The 18,866-nt window shown below is 67.9% G+C and carries 17 protein-coding genes; 5 read left to right on the plus strand and 12 right to left on the minus strand.

Annotated elements, in window-relative coordinates; translation table 11 throughout:
- Positions 1 to 166 precede the first annotated feature (166 nt).
- Positions 167 to 922, plus strand: a complete 756-nt coding sequence (locus tag ACIOSY_RS06420; protein WP_400850756.1) for an alpha/beta fold hydrolase — start codon at positions 167 to 169, stop codon at positions 920 to 922.
- Positions 923 to 931: 9 nt separating this feature from the next.
- Here the strand turns inward: ACIOSY_RS06420 and ACIOSY_RS06425 are convergent, their stop codons facing one another.
- The 11 genes from ACIOSY_RS06425 to guaB form a co-directional block, all read right to left on the minus strand.
- Entirely contained in the window at positions 932 to 1,687 is a 756-nt protein-coding gene (locus ACIOSY_RS06425; protein WP_400850962.1) for an SURF1 family protein, read from the minus strand.
- A gap of 59 nt (positions 1,688 to 1,746) precedes the next feature.
- Positions 1,747 to 2,862 carry a GuaB3 family IMP dehydrogenase-related protein gene (locus ACIOSY_RS06430; RefSeq protein WP_400850965.1) on the minus strand — a complete coding sequence of 372 codons (1,116 nt, stop codon included), beginning with the start codon at positions 2,860 to 2,862 and terminating at the stop codon, positions 1,747 to 1,749.
- Positions 2,863 to 2,983: 121 nt separating this feature from the next.
- Positions 2,984 to 4,672, minus strand: a complete 1,689-nt coding sequence (locus tag ACIOSY_RS06435; RefSeq protein ID WP_400850758.1) for an ABC-F family ATP-binding cassette domain-containing protein — start codon at positions 4,670 to 4,672, stop codon at positions 2,984 to 2,986.
- 47 nt (positions 4,673 to 4,719) lie between these two features.
- Positions 4,720 to 6,510, minus strand: coding sequence for a sensor histidine kinase (locus ACIOSY_RS06440; RefSeq protein WP_400850761.1), 1,791 nt, complete (start codon positions 6,508 to 6,510; stop codon positions 4,720 to 4,722).
- Positions 6,507 to 6,854: a response regulator gene (locus ACIOSY_RS06445; RefSeq protein WP_400850764.1), complete on the minus strand. Its 348-nt coding sequence runs from the start codon at positions 6,852 to 6,854 to the stop codon at positions 6,507 to 6,509. The genes ACIOSY_RS06440 and ACIOSY_RS06445 overlap by 4 nt, the downstream gene beginning before the upstream one ends.
- Positions 6,851 to 6,994 (minus strand): hypothetical protein, encoded by a 144-nt coding sequence (locus ACIOSY_RS06450; RefSeq protein ID WP_400850767.1) that lies wholly within the window; start codon positions 6,992 to 6,994, stop codon positions 6,851 to 6,853. The genes ACIOSY_RS06445 and ACIOSY_RS06450 overlap by 4 nt, the downstream gene beginning before the upstream one ends.
- Positions 6,991 to 8,481: a glycosyltransferase gene (locus tag ACIOSY_RS06455; RefSeq protein ID WP_400850770.1), complete on the minus strand. Its 1,491-nt coding sequence runs from the start codon at positions 8,479 to 8,481 to the stop codon at positions 6,991 to 6,993. Before ACIOSY_RS06455 ends, ACIOSY_RS06450 begins: the two co-directional genes overlap by 4 nt.
- Positions 8,478 to 9,188: a PHP domain-containing protein gene (locus ACIOSY_RS06460; protein WP_400850773.1), complete on the minus strand. Its 711-nt coding sequence runs from the start codon at positions 9,186 to 9,188 to the stop codon at positions 8,478 to 8,480. Before ACIOSY_RS06460 ends, ACIOSY_RS06455 begins: the two co-directional genes overlap by 4 nt.
- Positions 9,185 to 10,171, minus strand: a complete 987-nt coding sequence (locus ACIOSY_RS06465; protein ID WP_400850776.1) for an ATP-grasp domain-containing protein — start codon at positions 10,169 to 10,171, stop codon at positions 9,185 to 9,187. Before ACIOSY_RS06465 ends, ACIOSY_RS06460 begins: the two co-directional genes overlap by 4 nt.
- 1 nt (position 10,172) lies before the next feature.
- Positions 10,173 to 11,216 carry a response regulator gene (locus ACIOSY_RS06470; RefSeq protein WP_400850779.1) on the minus strand — a complete coding sequence of 348 codons (1,044 nt, stop codon included), beginning with the start codon at positions 11,214 to 11,216 and terminating at the stop codon, positions 10,173 to 10,175.
- Positions 11,217 to 11,433: 217 nt separating this feature from the next.
- Entirely contained in the window at positions 11,434 to 12,936 is a 1,503-nt protein-coding gene (gene guaB, locus ACIOSY_RS06475) for an IMP dehydrogenase (RefSeq protein WP_400850782.1), read from the minus strand.
- Between the two features lie 363 nt (positions 12,937 to 13,299).
- Here guaB and ACIOSY_RS06480 point away from each other — a divergent pair, with 363 nt between their 5' ends.
- From ACIOSY_RS06480 to ACIOSY_RS06495, 4 genes are read left to right on the plus strand one after another with little or no spacing between them, the layout of a single operon-like run.
- A complete protein-coding gene (locus ACIOSY_RS06480; protein WP_400850968.1) occupies positions 13,300 to 14,562 on the plus strand; it encodes a branched-chain amino acid ABC transporter permease in 1,263 nt (420 codons plus the stop codon).
- Between the two features lie 5 nt (positions 14,563 to 14,567).
- On the plus strand, positions 14,568 to 15,545 hold the full coding sequence (locus tag ACIOSY_RS06485; protein ID WP_400850785.1) for a branched-chain amino acid ABC transporter permease: 978 nt from the start codon (positions 14,568 to 14,570) through the stop codon (positions 15,543 to 15,545).
- Complete coding sequence (locus ACIOSY_RS06490) at positions 15,535 to 16,545, plus strand: ABC transporter ATP-binding protein (protein ID WP_400850788.1); 1,011 nt, start codon at positions 15,535 to 15,537, stop codon at positions 16,543 to 16,545. The genes ACIOSY_RS06485 and ACIOSY_RS06490 overlap by 11 nt, the downstream gene beginning before the upstream one ends.
- On the plus strand, positions 16,542 to 17,315 hold the full coding sequence (locus tag ACIOSY_RS06495) for an ABC transporter ATP-binding protein (protein ID WP_400850791.1): 774 nt from the start codon (positions 16,542 to 16,544) through the stop codon (positions 17,313 to 17,315). Before ACIOSY_RS06490 ends, ACIOSY_RS06495 begins: the two co-directional genes overlap by 4 nt.
- Before the next feature lie 211 nt (positions 17,316 to 17,526).
- Here ACIOSY_RS06495 and ACIOSY_RS06500 read toward each other — a convergent pair whose 3' ends face one another.
- Positions 17,527 to 18,783, minus strand: a complete 1,257-nt coding sequence (locus ACIOSY_RS06500; protein WP_400850794.1) for an ABC transporter substrate-binding protein — start codon at positions 18,781 to 18,783, stop codon at positions 17,527 to 17,529.
- Between the last annotated feature and the right edge of the window lie 83 nt (positions 18,784 to 18,866).

The raw sequence follows: 18,866 nt of genomic DNA on the forward strand, positions 1-18,866 counted from the left end.
GTGACGGCGGGCCCTTGTGAGGCCTGTCGCGCGGAGCACCCGGGCAGACGTATCGGGTGCGCGCATGTGAGCGAGCCTACGGAGAGGCTCCGACATCCTCAACAGTGTTCGCCGATTGGTCATCGAGTGCTCACCGCGGTCCCTCGTGCGCCCGCGCTCTGACAGCATGGAGAGCATCATGTTCCTGCATACTTCTGGCCCCGAAGACGCCGCGCCCGTGCTGCTCCTCCACGGCGGTGGCGTGGCCGGGTGGATGTGGGATTCTTTGCGAGAACGACTCGAACCGGAGTACCGGGTGCTCGTCCCCGACCTGCCGGGGCATGGACACTCCGCCGATGAGCCGTACGTCTCGCACTCGGAGACGGTCACTGCGCTGGCCCGCCTCCTGGTCGCCACCGCATCCGACCGTCCGGTGACTGTTGTCGGATTCTCCCTCGGCGCCCAGCTCGCCATCCAACTCGCCTCAGAGCACGCCGACCTCGTGAGTCAGGCGGTGATCGTCAGCGCGCAAGCCAAAGTCATGCCGTTCATGAACCTCACGCTCGGTGCGCTCGCGATCAGCGCTCCTTTGGCCCGTCGCCCCTGGTTCGCCGAGCTGCAAGCGCGCGAGCTCCTCATCCCTCCGCATCTGATGGATGAGTACATGCGCACGAGCAGTGCCGTGACGAGAGCGACCCTCCTGGCTGCCGTGGGCGAGAACCTCAGGTTCAAGCTACCGGCGGGGTGGACGACGTTTCCCGGGCCGGCGCTCGTCCTGGTCGGAAAGCGAGAGCGACGCCTGATGCGGGAGTCCGCGGAGCTCATCCATACGGCACTTCCCGGAAGCGAGCTCGCGGTCGTCGCCGGCTGCGGCCACGGCATCCCCTTGCAGCGGCCGGACTGGTTCGACGAGCGCATCGCCGAATGGTTACGCGCGGTCTGATCCCGCCGCTCACACCGCGGCTTCCGCGGCGTCTTCGAACTCTTCGACCTCGCGCTCCCAGGCGTCTTTCGCCAGGCGGTACCAGAGGTAGAACGCGAAGCCCGCGAAGATCACCCATTCGAGCGCGTAGAAGATGTTGAGCCAGTTGATCGGCGACATCTCGGCCGGAGCAGGGGAGGCGATGTCGACGAGTCCCGCCGTGGCCGTGATGGAAGCGAGGTAGGGGCGGTAGACGTCGAGTTGCTCGGTGTCGTGCCATCGGCTGAGGAGGGCGGCGGTCGACATCCGGTCCATGCGGTCCGGCTCCGTGCGGGGCGGGACGGATGGTCCTTCGTCCGAGATGATGCGGCCGCTGATGTCGACGGTGGAGCCGTCGCTCTCGGCGTTCAACCGGTCGATCGCCGCATCCGCACTCTCGCGATCCGGTGCCCACCCGATCGCGACCGCGATCGAGGTGCGCTCGGCGACGCGCAGCTGTCCGGTCACCCAGTAGCCCTCGACGCCGTCGTTGAAGCGGTGCGAGACGACGAGGAAATCGTCGTCGACCCAGGTGCCCGATGTCTCGACCCGCTGACCGACCAGGGGCTCCGCGAGGTATTGACCGGGGTCGACCACTTCGGTGAGCGGCTCCACCTGCTCGGTGATGCCGGGCGCGGGCGGATCGGTCTCGATCGCCCTCTCGAGCTGCCACTGACCGAGCCAGGCGAACACGCCGGCCACGACCAGGCAGAACAACAGCATGCCGATCCAGCGTCCCCGCAGCATCACCTCACGGAGGGTCGGCGGGAACAGCGGAGCAGATGACACGGTGATGATGGCGGCGTTCAGGCCTCGTAGGGGGCGAGGACGACCTCGACCCGCTGGAACTCCTTCAAATCGGAGTATCCCGTCGTCGCCATGGACTTGCGGAGCGCCCCGATCAGGTTCGCGGTGCCGTCGGCGACCGGAGCCGGGCCGTAGAGGATCTCCTCGAGCGTGCCGATCCCGCCGACTTCGACGCGGTGACCGCGCGGAAGCTTGGGGTGGTGCGCCTCGGGACCCCAGTGGAATCCGAGCCCGGGGGCATCGGTGGCGCGAGCGAGCGCGACGCCGAGCATGACCGCGTCGGCACCCATCGCGAGCGCCTTGACGATGTCGCCCGAGGTGCCCACTCCGCCGTCGGCGATCACGTGCACGTAGCGTCCGCCCGACTCGTCGAGGTAGTCGCGGCGTGCGGCGGCGACATCGGAGACCGCGGTCGCCATCGGCGCGTGGATGCCGAGGGTCGCCCGCGTGGTCGACGCCGCTCCCCCGCCGAAGCCGACGAGCACGCCGGCCGCCCCGGTGCGCATGAGGTGCAGCGCCGCGGTGTAGGTGGCAGCACCGCCCACGATGACGGGCACGTCGAGGTCGTAGATGAACTTCTTGAGGTTCAGGGGCTCGTCGACGCTCGAGACGTGCTCGGCCGACACGGTGGTGCCGCGGATGACGAACAGGTCGACGCCGGCGGAGGCGACGGTGTCGTAGAACTCCTGCGTGCGCTGCGGGGTCAGGGACCCTGCCACCGTGACACCGGCCTCACGGATCTCCGCGAGTCGCTGCCGGATGAGCTCCGGCTTGATCGGCTCGGAGTACAGCTGCTGCATGCGCACGGTCGCCTGCGCCTCGCCGAGCCCGGCGATCTCCGCGAGCAGCGGCTCGGGGTTCTCGTACCGGGTCCACAGGCCTTCGAGGTCGAGGACGCCCAGGCCGCCGAGCTGACCCAGCATGATCGCGGTGCGCGGGCTGACGACGGAGTCCATCGGCGCTCCCAGCACGGGGATGCCGAAGCCGAAGGCGTCGATCGTCCATGCGGTCGAGACGTCTTCCGGGTTGCGCGTGCGCCGCGAGGGCACCACCGCGATGTCATCGAACGTGTACGCGCGACGTGCGCGCTTTCCTCGGCCGAGCTCGATCTCCATGGTCACCCCTCCAGACTACCCGGGCGCGGGACCGCCCGCGGAAGCACCCGACGCATGAGAGGTCGGAGCACGCCGCGCGGGAGCATCCGCAACCGGCGTGTTCCGACCCCTCGCGCACGGCTCAGCGCGCCCGCGCGACCCGGCGTTCGTCCCACACCGGAGCATCCGACTCGTACACGTCGCCGTCCGTCCCGAAGACGAGGAACCGGTCGAAGGAGCGCGCGAACCACCGGTCGTGCGTGACCGCGAGCACGGTCCCGTCGAATCTCGCCAGGGCGTCTTCGAGCGCCTCCGCCGACTCCAGGTCGAGGTTGTCGGTCGGCTCGTCGAGCAGCAGCAGCGAAGCGCCGGAGAGTTCGAGCAGGAGAACCTGGAACCGGGCCTGCTGCCCACCCGACAGCGACTCGAACGTCTGCTGCGCCTGGCGCACGAGCCCGTAGCGATCGAGGGCCGAACTCGCGGCATCCCGCGGCATCCCTGCGCGACGATCATCTCCCCGATGAAGGATCTCGAGCAGCGTGCGCCCCACGAACTCGGGATGCGCATGAGTCTGCGCGAACAGACCCGGCACCACGCGGGCACCGAGCACCGCGCGGCCGGTATGGGCGACCTCGCTCAATTGCTCGCCGGTCGACGTGACGTGCCCGAGCGTCGGGTCGGGGTCGGTCCCTCCACGTGCGAGCAGGCGGAGGAAGTGCGACTTGCCCGATCCGTTCGACCCCAGCACCGCCACCCGGTCGCCGTACCAGACCTCGGTGCTGAACGGACGCATCAGCCCGGTCAGCTCGACCTTCTCGGCGACGACCGCGCGCTTGCCCGTGCGGGCACCGCGCAGGCGCATGTCGAAGTCCTGCGCGGGCGGTCGCTCCTCCGGCGGTCCGGCCTGCTCGAACTTGCGCAAGCGGGTCTGCGCCGCCTGGTAGCGCGAGGCGAAGCCGTCGTTCGCGGATGCTTTGACCTTGAGGTTCGCGACGAGGATGCGCAGCTTCTCGTGCTGCTCGTCCCACCGCCTCCGCAGTTCGTCGAGGCGGTCCATCCGATCGGCGCGCGCCTGCTGGTAGGTACTGAACCCACCGCCGTGCACCCAGGCGCTCGCTCCTGCCCCGCCCGGTTCGAGGGTGATCAGTCGATCCGCCGCACGCGCCAGCAACTCGCGGTCGTGCGAGACCAGCAGCACGGTCTTCGCCGTCTGCCGCAGCTGATCCTCGAGCCACCGCTTCGCGGGCACGTCGAGGTAGTTGTCGGGCTCGTCGAGCAGCAGCACCTCGTCGGGTCCGCGCAGCAGGGCCTCCAACGCCAATCTCTTCTGCTCGCCGCCCGACAGCGAGGTGAGCTCGCGATAGCGGGCGCGCTCGAACGGCACCCCGAGGGCGGCGATCGTGCACTGGTCCCACACGGTCTCGTGCTCGTAGCCCCCGGCATCCGCGTATTCCGCGAGCGATGCGGCATACGCCATCTGCGTGTCGTGCTCGTCGCGTTCGATCAGCGCGTTCTCCGTCGCCTCGAGCGCCTCGGCCGCCGCGCGGATGCGGCGCGGCGCGACGCGCACGAGCAACTGGTGCACGGTCTCCCCCGGCTCGCCGTGACCGACGAACTGGTCCATCACCCCGAGCCCGCCGTCGATCGTCACGACCCCGTCGTCTGCCGCCTGATCGCCGCGGATGATGCGCAGCAGCGTGGTCTTGCCGGCGCCGTTCGGCCCGATCAACGCGCTCGTCGATCCCTGACCGACGCGGAACGTCGTCTCGTCGAGCAACGGCCTGCCATCCGGCAGCGTCAGCGAGACGCCGGAAACATCGATGTACCCCATGGTGAGTGGTCGTCCTTCCGCCCACCGATGGCGAGCCGACCAGGCTATCAGGTGGTGCGCAGGTCGCCCAGCCGGAGCGCCTCCGTGCGCAGCCCGACGGGGAGATCGAACCAGAACTCGGTGCCCACGCCTTCCTCGCTCCGCATATCCATCTTCCCGCCGTGGGCGAGAACGATGGCGCGGGTGATGGTGAGACCGAGGCCCACGCCGGGGACGGCATTGCGGGTGGCGGTGGATGCCCGGAAGAACCGGGTGAAGAGCATCCCCTGCTCGTCCTTCGGGATGCCCATGCCGGTATCGGCGATGCAGATGCGCACGGACCCGTCGCGGGCTTCGAGTCGCGCGGTGACCCGTCCGCCGCGCGGGGTGAACTTGATGGCGTTCGAGAGGAGGTTGTCGACGGCCTGCCCGAGGCGGCCGGGATCGACGAGAAGCCTGATCGGTTGGTCCGGCATTTCGGCGACGAGCTCGACGCCCTCCTTCTGGGCATGGGGCCCCGCCGAGGTGAGGGCGGAACCCACGATGTCACGCAGATCCGCGTCGACCCGTTCGAGCGGGAAACGCCCGGATTCGGCCTGGGCGGTGAAGAGGAGATCGCCCACGAGGTTCAGCAGCCTCTTGGCGTTGCGCTCGATGACCGCGACGAAGTCCTTCTGGTCGTCGGTGAGCGGTTGCTCGGGGTCGTTCTGGAGCAGGTCGAGGAAACCGATGATGGCGCTGAGCGGTGTGCGCAGCTCGTGCGAGATCATCCCCACGAACTCGTCCTTCATGCGCGAGACCTCGGATGCCTTCGTCTCATCCGTCATCACCAGCAGGTAGCCGCGGCGAGCGCCGTCGGTGCCCTGGTAGGGCGAGACCGTGACGCGTGCAGGGATCGACGATCCTCCGGCTGTGGTGAGCTCGATGTCGGCTTCGACCGACCTGCCGCCATCGGCCTCGTCGAACAGTGTGCGCAGCCCGGGCGCGACATCGCCGGCGACGGGCTCGGTCGAGGGGTCGGCGAACGGGGCGAGCGCATGGGGAGCGAAGAAGCGGTCGACCCGCACATTGGCCAGCGCCTCGTCGACCGAGAGTCCGATGAGCCGGACCGCCCCCGGGTTCCACGCGATGATCGTGCCCGCGTGGTCGGTGGCGATCACGGCCTGGGCGTTGATCGACGCCCACAGGCTGCTGAACGAGTCGAGCAAGAACTTGTACTGCGTCTCGGCTGCCTGCAGCTGGTCGATCATCGCCTGGTTCTCGGTGAGCGCCGCCGTGCGTTCGGCGACCAGAGCCTCCGCCTGCACCGTGCGCCAGCGCTGCAGTCGCGAGAGCTCGTTGACGATCGCGCCGACCGTGGCGAACACGAGCGGGCCGATCACACCTCGAAGCCACGAGAGCGGGTCGGTGGGCGGCTCGAGCACGTACGGCATCAGCAGGGCGATCGAGGTGAAGATGCCGACGATGAAGACGTGCCGGAATCCGGGGGCCGCCGCGATCCAGATCACCGGCAACAATACGAGCGACGAGAACAACGAGCTCGTTCCGCCCGTCCCCACGCGCAGCATGCCGATGCCGAGGATGTCGATCATCGGGATGAGCAGCACGACCCAGCCCTCGTGCATGCCGCGAGCGGTGAGTACCGCGGCCATCACCGTGACGGCGGCGACCAGGCCGATTCCTACGGTCGCCGTCAGCGCCAGCTCGCGTATGACGGGGAAGTTCGGGATGATCACGACGAGCAGAGCGGCGAGTCCGACCGCGACGGCCGTCGGCGCCTGCTTGAGCAGCGGCGTCGGGTCGTCGAAGTACTTGCGCCATCCCCGCTCGACGGATGCCGGGACGATACCGGTGCTCATCGCGCGATGCTCTCGAGGAGCTGACGCAGCGAGGCGCCGACGACGGGTTTCGGCAACGCCGCATCCGCGGACGGATAGGCGGCCGCATCGAGCACCGAGCTGATCACGAGGAAGCACTCCGGGAAGGCCTCCCGCACGCGGCGTGCGCACTCGTGGCCGGAGATTCCGGGCAGCAGGAGGTCGAGCACCGCGACCCTCGGTCGGATCTCGGGGAACGCCGAGATCGCCGACTCGGCGTCGACGGCTGCGAACACGTCGAACCCCTCACGATCGAGATACCGGCGCAGCAGAGCCAGCTGGTCGAGGTCGTCCTCGACCACGAGGGCGAGCGGCCGCGCGCTCATCGCAGGAACATCTCTCGGACGACGACGACGGCCGCCACGATCACGAGCGAGACGAGCGCCTGCCAGAGCAGCCGGCGCTCCGATCGTGCGTCCTGGACGATCTCGTCGGCTTCAGCTTCGGGAGTGGGCATCTCGTTCATGAGTCGACCCGTCCGATCTTTTCGGTCTTGATCCATGAGGCGTCGGCGCGACGCCATTCCTTGATGTACGAGTCCACGGTGATCGCGCAGAGCAGCGAGCCGTAGCCGCAGATGTAGAGCAGCAGGCCGGCGAAGAACCGACCCCCGGGGAGCTTCTCGACCGAGCGGGCGAGCCACACCCCGAGCATCGAGATCGGGCCCCACAGGTAGAAGATCACCGCCCAGACGAAGCGGGTCTGATCGGTGACCGTGCCGCCCATTTCGCGCACGATCCCTTCCAGCGCCCAGGGGAACAGGGCGATCGCCATGAGGATGAGCGCACCGAGCCCGGGGAACATGATCGCCTCGCGCCAGGAGTGACGGCCGATCCGCCCGTCGAGCTGCACGGAGTAGAGCATCGAGAACAGGTAGATGCAGGCCGCCGATATCCACATGAATCGGAAGACGAAGTTCGCGATGTCGGCGTGGAAGATCAGGAGCGTGAGCAGAGCAGCCGCGGCGAGCACCATGAACGCGGGCATCAGCAGGATCGTGAACCAGGCTAGGCCGAACGAGAAGCTGCCGAGCTTGTGGTCGGGGCTGGGGCGGAACCACAGGTGACGGTAGATCGAGGTGAGCTGCACGTTGCCGCGAGCCCAGCGCAGCCGCTGCTTCCACAGCCCGTCGATCGTGCGCGGCTCTTCCGCGAGCACGACCGCGTGGGGCTCGAACACGGCGCGGCGACCCTTGAGCTGCCCCTCGAACGTCGTCATGGTGTCTTCGGCGAGCGTTCCCGTCGGGATGCGGCCGCCGATGGCCTCGAGGTTCACGCGGGAGTGCAGCTGTGCGCCGCCGGCGAGGCAGGCGATCGCCCCCAGCACGTTCTGCGTGCGGCGCGACGACAGCTGGCCGATGACGTACTCGACCCCGATGAACCGGGTGAGATAGTTGCGGTCGCGGCTGCCCTCGGCGATGTAGGCGGTCACCGCCCCGACCTTCTCGTCGGCGAGATGGCGGGTGAGCTTGCGCAGCGAATCCCGCGCGAAGATGACGTCGGCGTCCATGATCAGCACGGCCTCGGTCCACGGGTCGGCGAGCGCGATGTCGAGTCCGTGGTTCAGCGTGTGCGCCTTGCCCTGGCCGCCGACCTCGCGCCGCAGGTGTGCGACTCGGCCGGGGTAGGCCGCGGCCTTCGCCCGGACGATGTCGGGGGTGTCGTCGGTCGACGCATCGTCGACGACGAAGATCCGCAGCTTCTCGACCGGGTACTCCAGCTGCAGCAACCGCTCGATGGCGGGGCCGATCACCATGCCCTCGTTCCAGGCGGGGATGATCACGGCGACGTTCGGGTGGTAGGGAGCCGCGCGTGCGTAGTGGTTGCGGAACGCGTGCATCGGCAGCGAGAGGAACTGCAGGCCCGTGTTGATCACCGGGAGCGTGCCGACGAGGATGCAGATCAGCAGCACGATGACGATGGCCGTCTGCCACCACTCCAGTCCCCCGCTCACGAGGTGCTCTCGGCGGACAGCAGCTCGCGCACGCGCGCGTAGCGGCCGACGGTCGCGGCCTCATGGCTGTCGGTCGACGCGACGACCTCGGCGCCCGCAGCTCGGAGCGCCGCGAGCGACGACGGCTCGGGGCATCCCCACTTCTCGTTGATCTCGACGAGTGTGCCCGTGCGGGCAGCGGCCTGCGACCACGCGGTGAGGCGTTCGGCACCGAGATCGCTCTCGGCGAGTCCGATCTTGGGGAGCAGCGAGAAGCAGTGCGCGAGCTGATTGCCCGGGTGGCGTTCCATCGCCGCGATCATCGCGGTGACGAAGTCGTCGAGCACGTCGTCGGCCGCCCAGCCTTCGGCCATCTTCTCGCGCACGGCCGTCGGACCGAGCGGTCCCGCCGCGCCGGGGAACTGGTGGTCGGCGATCAGGATGCGATCGATGCCGCGCGGCAGGTCGGGGATGTCGAGCGTGCCGGCCGTGTCGAGCACCTTCGCCTCGACACCGGTGAGCAGCGTCAGTCCCTCGGGCACCACGAGCGCATCGATCGCGGCGACGTACTCGGGAACCCAGGTGGTGTCGCGGCGCACGTGATCGACGATCCGCAGGGTCGTGAGGCCCGCTGCGACCGCCGCCGCCACGTTCTCCTCCGGCGTCGACACCGCATCGTCCGAGAACGTGGAGTGCACGTGGTGGTCGCCGCGCAGGAGGTCGGTCACGCCTCCTCCTGGTGACCCGCGTGCTCGGAGACGAGCACATCGTCGATCTCGACCACGATGTCCTCGAGGAAACGCACGGAGGCGATCTCGCGGAAGGGCAGGCGCTCGGGCAGCTCCTCTCCCAGGAACAGGTCGACGACCAGCGAGGGGATGTCGATGCCCGCAGCGATCGTCAGCGGCAGTGCCCCGGGGAAGCGCGGGTTCACCTCGAGCAGCACGGCGGCACCGGTGCGATCACGACGGAGCTGCACGTTCGCGACGCCGACCAGTCCGATGGCCTGCGCGACGATCGCCGCGGTCTCCTCCAGCTCGGGGTCGTGCACGGTGCGACCCGCGATCGCCACTCCCGAATCGACGCGGGCACGCGTGCGCGGCACGGCCGCGACGATGCGACCGTCGGCATCGGCGATCACGTCGACCGAGTACTCCTCACCGGGCAGGTAGTCCTGCACGATGAGTCCCTCGTCGAGCGGGAGGGCCTCGAGCGCTGCCCGGTCGGGGACCAGACGGATGCCCCGGCTCCCAGCGCCCTGTCGCGGCTTGGCGAAGACGGGAAACTCCCAGTCCGCAGCCAGCGCGTCGGGGCCCGCCAGCACGGTGCGCGGGGCCTTGCCCGTAGGTGCGCAGCGCTCGGCGAGCAGCATCTTGTCGAGTGCGGTGTCGAGGGTGTCCGCCGAGGGTGCGGCGAGCACGGCGGGTGCGAGTTCCTCGCGCCGACGGGACAGGGTGATGAGTTCGACGTCGACCGTCGAGATGACGAGGTCGAGCCGGTCATCGGCCACCAGACGCGCGACCTCGGTCACGAAGTCGTCCGCCCGCCCGGGCGGCACGAGTCGACGCTGCTCCGCCGGCACGAGGTAGAGACCGGATGCCCAGCCGTCCATGTCGGCGGCGAAGACGGTCAGATCGGGGCGCTGCAGGAGCGAGCGGATGACCGCGACTCCGGCGGGGCCACCGGCACCGGTGACGAGAACGCGGGCCATCTCAGCTCTCCTGACGGGTGAGTTCGTGGGCGCCGACGAACGCGGCGGTCTCGCGGACGATCTCGAGCGGTTCGACCGATTGGCCTCCGCCGAATCTAGACCAGTACCGTGCGGTCGCGCGCACGAAGTCCGGGGTGAGGTACTCGCGACTCGACGTCTGCGAGTCGAAGCACGCCAGCAGCCGCAGCTTCTCGTCGACGTAGCCGTCGATGCGCACGAACCGCGTCGGGCGGAAGTCGATGGTCGACGAGGGGCTCTGGTAGCAGGCGACGGTGCCCACACGGCGGGTGGCGACGGTCGTCGCTTCGTTGACGGCCCGATGATCCTGATGCCGATCGTGCGACGAGTGCGTGTAGACGATCGTCGGCTGGATCTGCTCGACGACCTCCTCGATCAGGCGCACCGTCGATCCTCCCCCCGAGATCTCGGTGTCGACGAGATCCTTCACGAAGAGCCGGGCGCCGAGCAGTTCGGCGGCGGCGAGGGATTCGTGCTGCCGGCTGTCGGCGTCTCCCCCGCGTGCGCCGCGCGAGAGCGTGAGGATGGTGATCTCATCGCCGGCCGCAGCGTGAGCCGCCAGCACACCGCCGACGCCGATCTCGACGTCGTCCGGGTGCGCCCCGACGGCGAGCACGACCTCTGTGCGGCGCCCTTCCTCACGGCGGCGGCGTCCTTCCTCCGCCAGACGACGCACGACCTCGACGAGGCGTGCGTTATCGAGGGGCTTCGTCAGGAACTCATCGGCCTGCGCGCGCAGCGCGGAGACGGCGTATTCGACGGAGACGTGCGCCGTCATCACGACGACGGGAATCGCGGGTGCCTTCTTGCGCAGCTCGGCGAGGAGCTCGAGACCGTTGAGGCCCGGCATCTCGATGTCGGTGATGACGACGTCGGGGCGGATCTCGCCCACGCGCTTGACGGCGGCGAGGCCGTCGGGTGCGAGATCGACCACGCACCCGGCGCGGCGTTCCAGCACGGTCTTCACGAGCAGCGAGACGTCTGCGTCGTCATCGACGACGAGGACACGGATGACATCTTCCGACAAGGTTCAGCTCTCCTTGGGGAGATTCCCTACCGATGGGGGCGGTGCCACCCCCCGGCGCCTTCGCGGCGAGGAGCACGCGGGAAAGGGCGAGCAGGTTCTTGACGATTGTGACACACGCGCGTCGAGTCGCGGCCTCGACCTGGGCGAGGCGCGCCGACACGGAAGAGGGACGGATGCCGCGGCATCCGTCCCTCTCTCTTTTACGCGCGCTCGCGCGTCACTTCTTGTAGTTGGGCGCCTCGACGACGATCTGCACGTCGTGCGGGTGCGATTCCTTGAGACCCGCCGAGGTGATGCGCACGAACTTGCCGCGCTGCTTGAGCTCTTCGATGGTGCGTGCACCGACGTAGAACATCGACTGACGGAGTCCGCCGACCAGCTGATAGGCGACGGCCGCGAGCGGTCCGCGGTACGGAACCTGGCCCTCGATGCCCTCGGGGATGAGCTTGTCGTCGCTGGGCACGTCGGCCTGGAAGTAGCGGTCCTTCGAGTACGAGGTCTGCTTGCCGCGCGTCTGCATCGCACCGAGCGAACCCATGCCGCGGTACTGCTTGAACTGCTTGCCCGACTGGAAGACGATCTCGCCCGGCGACTCGTCGGTGCCCGCGAGGAGCGAGCCGAGCATCACGGCATCCGCGCCGGCGACGAGCGCCTTGGCGATGTCGCCCGAGTACTGCAGACCGCCGTCGGCGATGACCGGCACACCGGCCGGGCGTGCGGCGAGCGATGCCTCGTAGACCGCCGTGACCTGCGGCACACCGACGCCGGCAACGACGCGGGTGGTGCAGATCGATCCGGGTCCGACGCCGACCTTCACCGCGTCGACGCCCGCGTCGACGAGCGCCTGTGCGCCCTCGCGGGTGGCGACGTTGCCGCCGATGACGTCGATGTGCGCGAACGAGGCGTCGGCCTTGAGCCGCTTGACCAGTTCGATGACGCCCTGCGACTGGCCGTTGGCGGTGTCGACCACGAGCACGTCGACGCCCGCGTCGCGCAGCGCCTCGGCCCGCTCCCACGCGTCGCCGAAGAAGCCGATGGCCGCGCCGACCCGCAGACGGCCCTGGTCGTCCTTGGTGGCGAGGGGGTACTTCTCGCTCTTGTCGAAGTCCTTGATCGTGATGAGGCCGGCGAGCTTGCCGTCGTCGTCGATGAGCGGCAGCTTCTCGACGCGGTGCTTCGCGAAGAGCGCAATGACCTCGCCGGCGGCGACGCCGACGGGGGCCGTGACGAGGCCCTCGGTCGTCATGACGTCTTTCACCAGCGTGGACTGGCGCTCGAAGCCGGAGACGAAGCGCATGTCGCGGTTGGTGATGATGCCGACCAGGCGTCCGTCGTCATCGATAACGGGAAGACCCGAGATGCGGTACTGCGCGCAGAGCGCGTCGACCTCTTCGACGGTGGCGTCGGGGGTCGTGGTGATCGGGTCGGTGATCATGCCCGACTCGCTGCGCTTGACGCGATCGACCTGCGAGGCCTGGTCGGCGATCGACAGGTTGCGGTGCAGGATGCCGATGCCGCCCTCGCGCGCCATGGCGATTGCCATGCGCGCCTCGGTGACGGTGTCCATCGCACTGGAGAGAAGAGGAGTAGCGACCGAGATGCGGCGCGTGACCCGCGACGAGGTGTCCGCCTCGCTGGGGATGACGTCGGTATGCCCGGGGAGGAGCAGCACGTCGTCGTACGTGAGTCCGACGAAACCGAAGGGATCGTGCTGTTCCATGGATGCTCCTCCTGCGCGTGTCGCGCGAATCCGAGTACGAGTGGGTCGGCCGATCCGGCCGGAAACCGTATGAAGATTCTAAGCGAGACGCGCCCGAGAACATTCCCGGAGTCCGCAGCACCCGACACCGGACGGTCCACCGGTGTATTGGTAGCGCTCTCATTTCGATCAGATTAAAGGTGTAGGCGAAACGCACAGTCCGCACTACAGTCAAGTGCGTCGTCCAACCCGAGACGGTAGAAGTCTGTGCGAAGGTGCACTCACAGTGGAGGTTGCGTGGGACCCACAACAATCGCCGTCCAACGGAAGAAGCCGTGGCTGGTCGCGTTCATCGGAGTGCTGATCGCGCTCAGCGCGATCCTGATGCAGCCGCCGCTCGCCGCCTCGGCAGAAACCACAGACGACGGCCAAGAAGTCACAGAGTTCTATTTCGGCGGGGTCATCACCTTCGATGACCAGCCCGTCGAGGGCGTCGAGCTCTCGATCGAGGGCAACGGCTTCGAGGGCGAGACGGAGACAGACGCCGAAGGCAAGTGGCGTCTGTACGTCCCCGAGAAGGACACGTACAAGATCACGGTCGACGAGGACACGCTCCCCGACGGCGTGATCGTCGACCCGACCCTGCTCCCCGAGGGCACGCAGCCGATCTCGGGGACGACGGCGTCGTTCGAGGTGGAGTTCGGACTCACCGGCACCAAGATCCTCAACCTCTTCCTCGGAGAGGGCGAGCGGGTCACGGTCACCTTCATCGACCAGCTGCTCTCCCGACTCGTCGGCGGCCTGAACTTCGGCCTTCTCCTCGCGCTCGCCTCGATGGGCGCGGCACTCATCTACGGCACGACGCGACTGTCGAACTTCGCGCACGCCGAGATGGTGACCTGGGGTGGCCTCGTCGCCCTCGTTACCACCTCGTTCTGGCACCTGCCGCTCTGGCTCGGCATCGCCGCAGCCGTGATCGGCGGCGGCCTGTTCGGGTGGGCTCTGGATGCCGGCCTCTGGCGTCCGTTGCGGCGACGCGGCCTCGGTGTGGTCCAGCTCATGATCGTGAGCATCGGACTCTCGCTCGCGCTGCGCTATCTGTTCCAGTACTTCATCGGGGGCGGCACGCAGCAGCTCCCGGGAGCGAGCCCCACCCCGATCCAGTTCGGGCCGATCTCGCTGTCGTACATCGACCTCATCGCGATGGGCGTCAGCATCATCGCCATCGTCGGTGTCGCGTACTTCCTCACGCGCACCCGCATCGGTAAGGCGACCCGCGCCATCTCCGACAACCCGCAGCTCGCCGCAGCATCCGGGATCGACGTCGACAAGGTCATCCGGTACGTCTGGATCCTCGCCGGCACCCTCGCCGCCCTCTCGGGCGTGCTGTGGGCGTACTTCCGCCCCGGCGTGAAATGGGACATGGGCATGCAGATGCTCCTGCTCATCTTCGCCGCGATCACGCTCGGCGGACTCGGTACCGCCTTCGGCGCTCTGGTCGGCTCGCTGATCGTCGGTATGGCGGTCGAGCTCTCCACACTCTGGATCCCCTCGGACCTCAAGTACGCGAGCGCTCTGGTGATCCTCATCATCATCCTGCTCGTCAGACCACAGGGCCTGCTCGGTCGCAAGGAAAGGTTGGGCTGATCACCATGGACTTCGGAAGCATCTTCTCCAACACCGCCGTCTACCTCTTCAGCCCGGTCACCCTGGCCTACGCGCTCGCCGCGACCGGCCTCGCGGTGCACTTCGGCTACGCCGGACTGCTCAACTTCGGCATGGCCGCGTTCATGGCGATCGGTGGATACGGCTACGCCATCTCCGTGCTCAGCTTCGGTCTGCCCTGGTGGATCGGCATGCTCATCGGACTGCTCGGCGGTGCGGCATTCGCCGTTCTGCTCGGTATCCCGACGCTGCGGCTGCGCGCCGACTACCTCGCCATCGCGACCATCGCGGCCGGCGAGATCGTGCGCCTGCTGTTCACCACCCAGGTCTTCGACGAGTACACGAACTCGGCCGACGGTCTCGCGCAGTACAACGGCGGATTCCGCGATGCGAACCCGTTCCCACCCGGAACGTACGGCTTCGGTCCGTGGACGTACACCGCGAACGATCTCTGGAACCGCGTGTTCGGGCTCATCGTTCTCGCGGTCGCCGTGCTCCTCGTGTGGTCGCTCATGCGCAGCCCCTGGGGCCGCGTGCTCAAGGGCATCCGTGAAGACGAAGATGCCGTGCGCTCGCTCGGCAAGAACGTCTTCGCCTACAAGATGCAGGCGCTCCTCGTCGGTGGAGTGATCGGTGCCGCCGGTGGAATCGTCTTCGTGCTGCCATCGGCCGTCGTCCCCGGCAGCTACTCGACCTCGCTGACGTTCTTCCTCTGGACGATCCTGCTCCTCGGTGGCGCAGCGACCGTGTTCGGACCGACGCTCGGCGCGATCCTGTTCTGGTTGGTCTTCGCGTTCATGGCCAACCTGCTGCCGCAGATGGCGAAGGCGGGTCTGCTGCCGATGTCCGACAGCCAGGCCGCGACGCTCGTCTACATCTTCGTGGGCGTCGCACTCATGCTGCTCGTGATCTTCCGCCCACAGGGCATCCTCGGAGACAAGAGGGAGATGACCTTTGTCAAATGAACTGATTCCCGAACCCGCGCCGTCAACCGGGAGCATCCGCCGCCCGAAGACGACCGGGCTCACCAACGGTCCGGTCAAGCCCGGCGTGCCGAAGGTCGACCCGATCCTCGTGGCCGACGCGGTGCAGCGCCGCTTCGGCGGCATGACCGCCGTCGACGTCGAGCACCTCGAGATCCCCCGCGGGGCGATCACCGCCCTCATCGGACCGAACGGCGCGGGCAAGACCACGCTGTTCAACCTGCTCTGCGGCTTCGACAAGCCCAACAGCGGCACCTGGTCGTTCGACGGAACGAGCCTCTCCGGCGTCCCCTCCTTCAAGGTGGCGCGCATGGGGCAGGTGCGTACCTTCCAGCTCACCAAGTCGCTGTCGCTGCTGACCGTTCTCGAGAACATGAAGCTCGGAGCCCCCGGACAGCGCGGCGAGGGCTTCTGGTCGAGCCTCTTCCCGTTCCTGTGGCGCAAGCAGGACACCGAGATCGAGGGGAAGGCACGCGAGCTGCTCGCCCGTTTCAAGCTCGATGCCAAGGAGAAGGACTTCGCCGCCTCACTCTCGGGCGGACAGCGCAAGCTGCTCGAGATGGCACGGGCGCTCATGAGCGACCCGACGCTGGTGATGCTCGATGAGCCGATGGCCGGTGTGAACCCGGCCCTCACGCAGTCGCTGCTCGATCACATCCTCGACCTGAAAGAGCTCGGCATGACCGTGCTGTTCGTCGAGCACGACATGCACATGGTCCGCCACATCGCCGACTGGGTCGTCGTCATGGCCGAGGGCCGCGTCGTCGCCGAGGGCCCGCCCGATGAGGTCATGGACGACCCCGCAGTCGTCGACGCCTACCTGGGCGCCCACCAGGACGTCGATCTCGGAGCCGTCACCGGCCGCATCCCCGTCATCGAGAGCTCCGCCGCCGAGAAACTGCGCGAGCAGATCGAGGCGGAGGGCGAGGCAGAGCTCGAAGCGACGAGCGCCTCCGACCCGGACAAGAAGGACAACGCATGAGCGCGGACACCACGGCGGGCTCGACCCCGGCACCGTCGCACGAAGATGTCGTCGTCGAGTTGAAGAACGTGCACGCCGGCTACCTTCCCGGCGTGAACATCCTCAACGGCGCGAACCTCGTCGCGCGCAAGGGCGAGCTCATCGGCATCATCGGTCCGAACGGCGCCGGTAAATCCACCCTGCTGAAGGCGATGTTCGGTCTGGTCAATGTGCGGGATGGCGACGTCACGCTGAACGGCGAGAGCATCGTCGGGCTGAAGGCCGACAAGCTCGTGAAGCGCGGCGTGGCCTTCGTGCCGCAGACGAACAACGTCTTCCCCTCGCTCTCGATCGAGGAGAACCTGCAGATGGGGCTCTACCAGAACCCCAAGATCTACACGGAGCGCCTCGAGTTCGTCACGGGCATCTTCTCCGAGCTGGGCAAGCGCTTGAAGCAGCGCGCCGGCTCGCTGTCGGGCGGCGAGCGCCAGATGGTGGCGATGTCGCGGGCGCTGATGATGGACCCGTCGGTCCTGCTGCTCGATGAGCCGTCGGCCGGGCTCTCCCCCGTCCGTCAGGACGACGCCTTCATCCGCGTCTCCGACATCAACAAGGCGGGCGTGACCACGATCATGGTCGAGCAGAACGCCCGACGCTGCCTGCAGATCTGCGATCGCGGCTACGTGCTCGATCAGGGCAAGGACGCGTACGAGGGCACAGGACGCGATCTGCTCAACGATCCCAAGGTGATCGGGCTCTACCTCGGAACCCTCGGCACCGACGCCGCCTGAGCGATTCCACGAAGGAGGGGCGGGATGCGAGAGCATCCCGCCCCTCCTTCGTCGTCCAGGCGTCGTCCAAGCGTTGTCTTGGGCGCCGTCTGCGGGGTCTCGCGCACACACCCCGGCAACGAGAAGCCGGGCACCAGAGCCGGGCACCCAGAGGCAGGGCACGAGAAAGGCCCCGGATGCGAGCATCCGGGGCCTTCGTCGTGGAGAGGTATCAGTTGGTGCGCTCGATCATGTTGTCGGCAGCGTACTTGTAGATACCGATCGAAGCACCCTGCGGGTCGCCGTTCTCATCGAACGTGACGTCGCCGGAGTAGCCGTCGTAGTCGGCCGTGCCACCGTCGTTGATGATCTTGGCGCATTCAGCGAAGCTGGTGCACTTCTCACCATCGCCGGAACCGCCCGAGACCTCCTGCATCTTGGCCGCGATGTCCGCGCCCTCGGTGGAGCCTGCGGCGAGCGAAGCCAGAGCCACCAGCACGACGGCGTCGTACGCCTCAGCCGCGTAGGTGAAGTCCTTGACCTCGGAGTTGCCCTCGCCGGTCCAGTAGGTCTGGAGACGGTCGGTGAAGTCATCGGCCAGCGCGGGGCCCGCCTTGGTGCCCTGAGCGCCCTCGAGCGAGACCGAGATCTCGTCGCCGTAGTCCGACAGGTTGCCGTCGACCAGGTAGAACTTGTCGGCCGAGATGCCGGCGTTCACCAGCAGCGGCGCGATGGTCTTGAACTGGTCGAACGAGACGATCGCGACGGCGTCGGGGTTCTCGGCCTTGATCGACTCGACCTGGGCGTCGAACTGCGCGTCACCCACGTTGAACGAGACCGAGGAGACGACCTCGCCGCCGGTGCCCTCGAACGTCGTCGTGATGGCGTCGTTCAGGCCGGTGCCGTAGGCGTCGTTCTGGTAGATGATGCCGAGCGTCTTCGCGCCGTCTTCAGCGATCAGGTTGCCGAGCACCTCGCCCTGCAGCAGGTCGCTGGGAGCGGTACGGAAGTACAGTCCCTCGTCGTCCCACGCGGTGAAGTCCGGCGACGTGTTCGAGGCCGAGATCTGGAGGATCCCTGCACTGACGTTGCCGTCGAGGATGAGCTTGGAGACACCGGATGCCGCGGCACCGATGATGGCCGTCACGTCTGCACCCTGCAGCTTCGTGATCGACGTCTCGTACGCCTTGGTGTCGGTGTCGCCTTCGTCTTCGGCGGTCAGGTCGATCGTGATCCCGGCGTCGGCCTCATTGATCTCGGAGACGGCCAGGCCGACACCGGATTCCATGGGCGGTCCGAGGAACGACAGCGAGCCCGTCTGGGGCAGCAGCGAGCCCAGCTTGAGCGTGAGATCGGTCGCCGGCTTGTCGCCGCCACCCGTCTCTTCCGCGGGCGTGTTGCTGCAGCCTGCCATGACGAGGGCGGATGCGCTGATCAGCGCAATGCCGGCGAAGACCTTCGCGGTGCGCGAACCCTTCAGTGCGTTCATAATGCTCCCTTACGTAACTGAAAGTGGAGGTGACCACAGTCGAGTGCTCTAACCCTAGGGCGAAGAACCGCCGCGCAGGGGTC

Origin of the sequence: Microbacterium sp. NPDC087665, from assembly GCF_044743285.1 — a bacterium.
Lineage (GTDB): Bacteria > Actinomycetota > Actinomycetes > Actinomycetales > Microbacteriaceae > Microbacterium.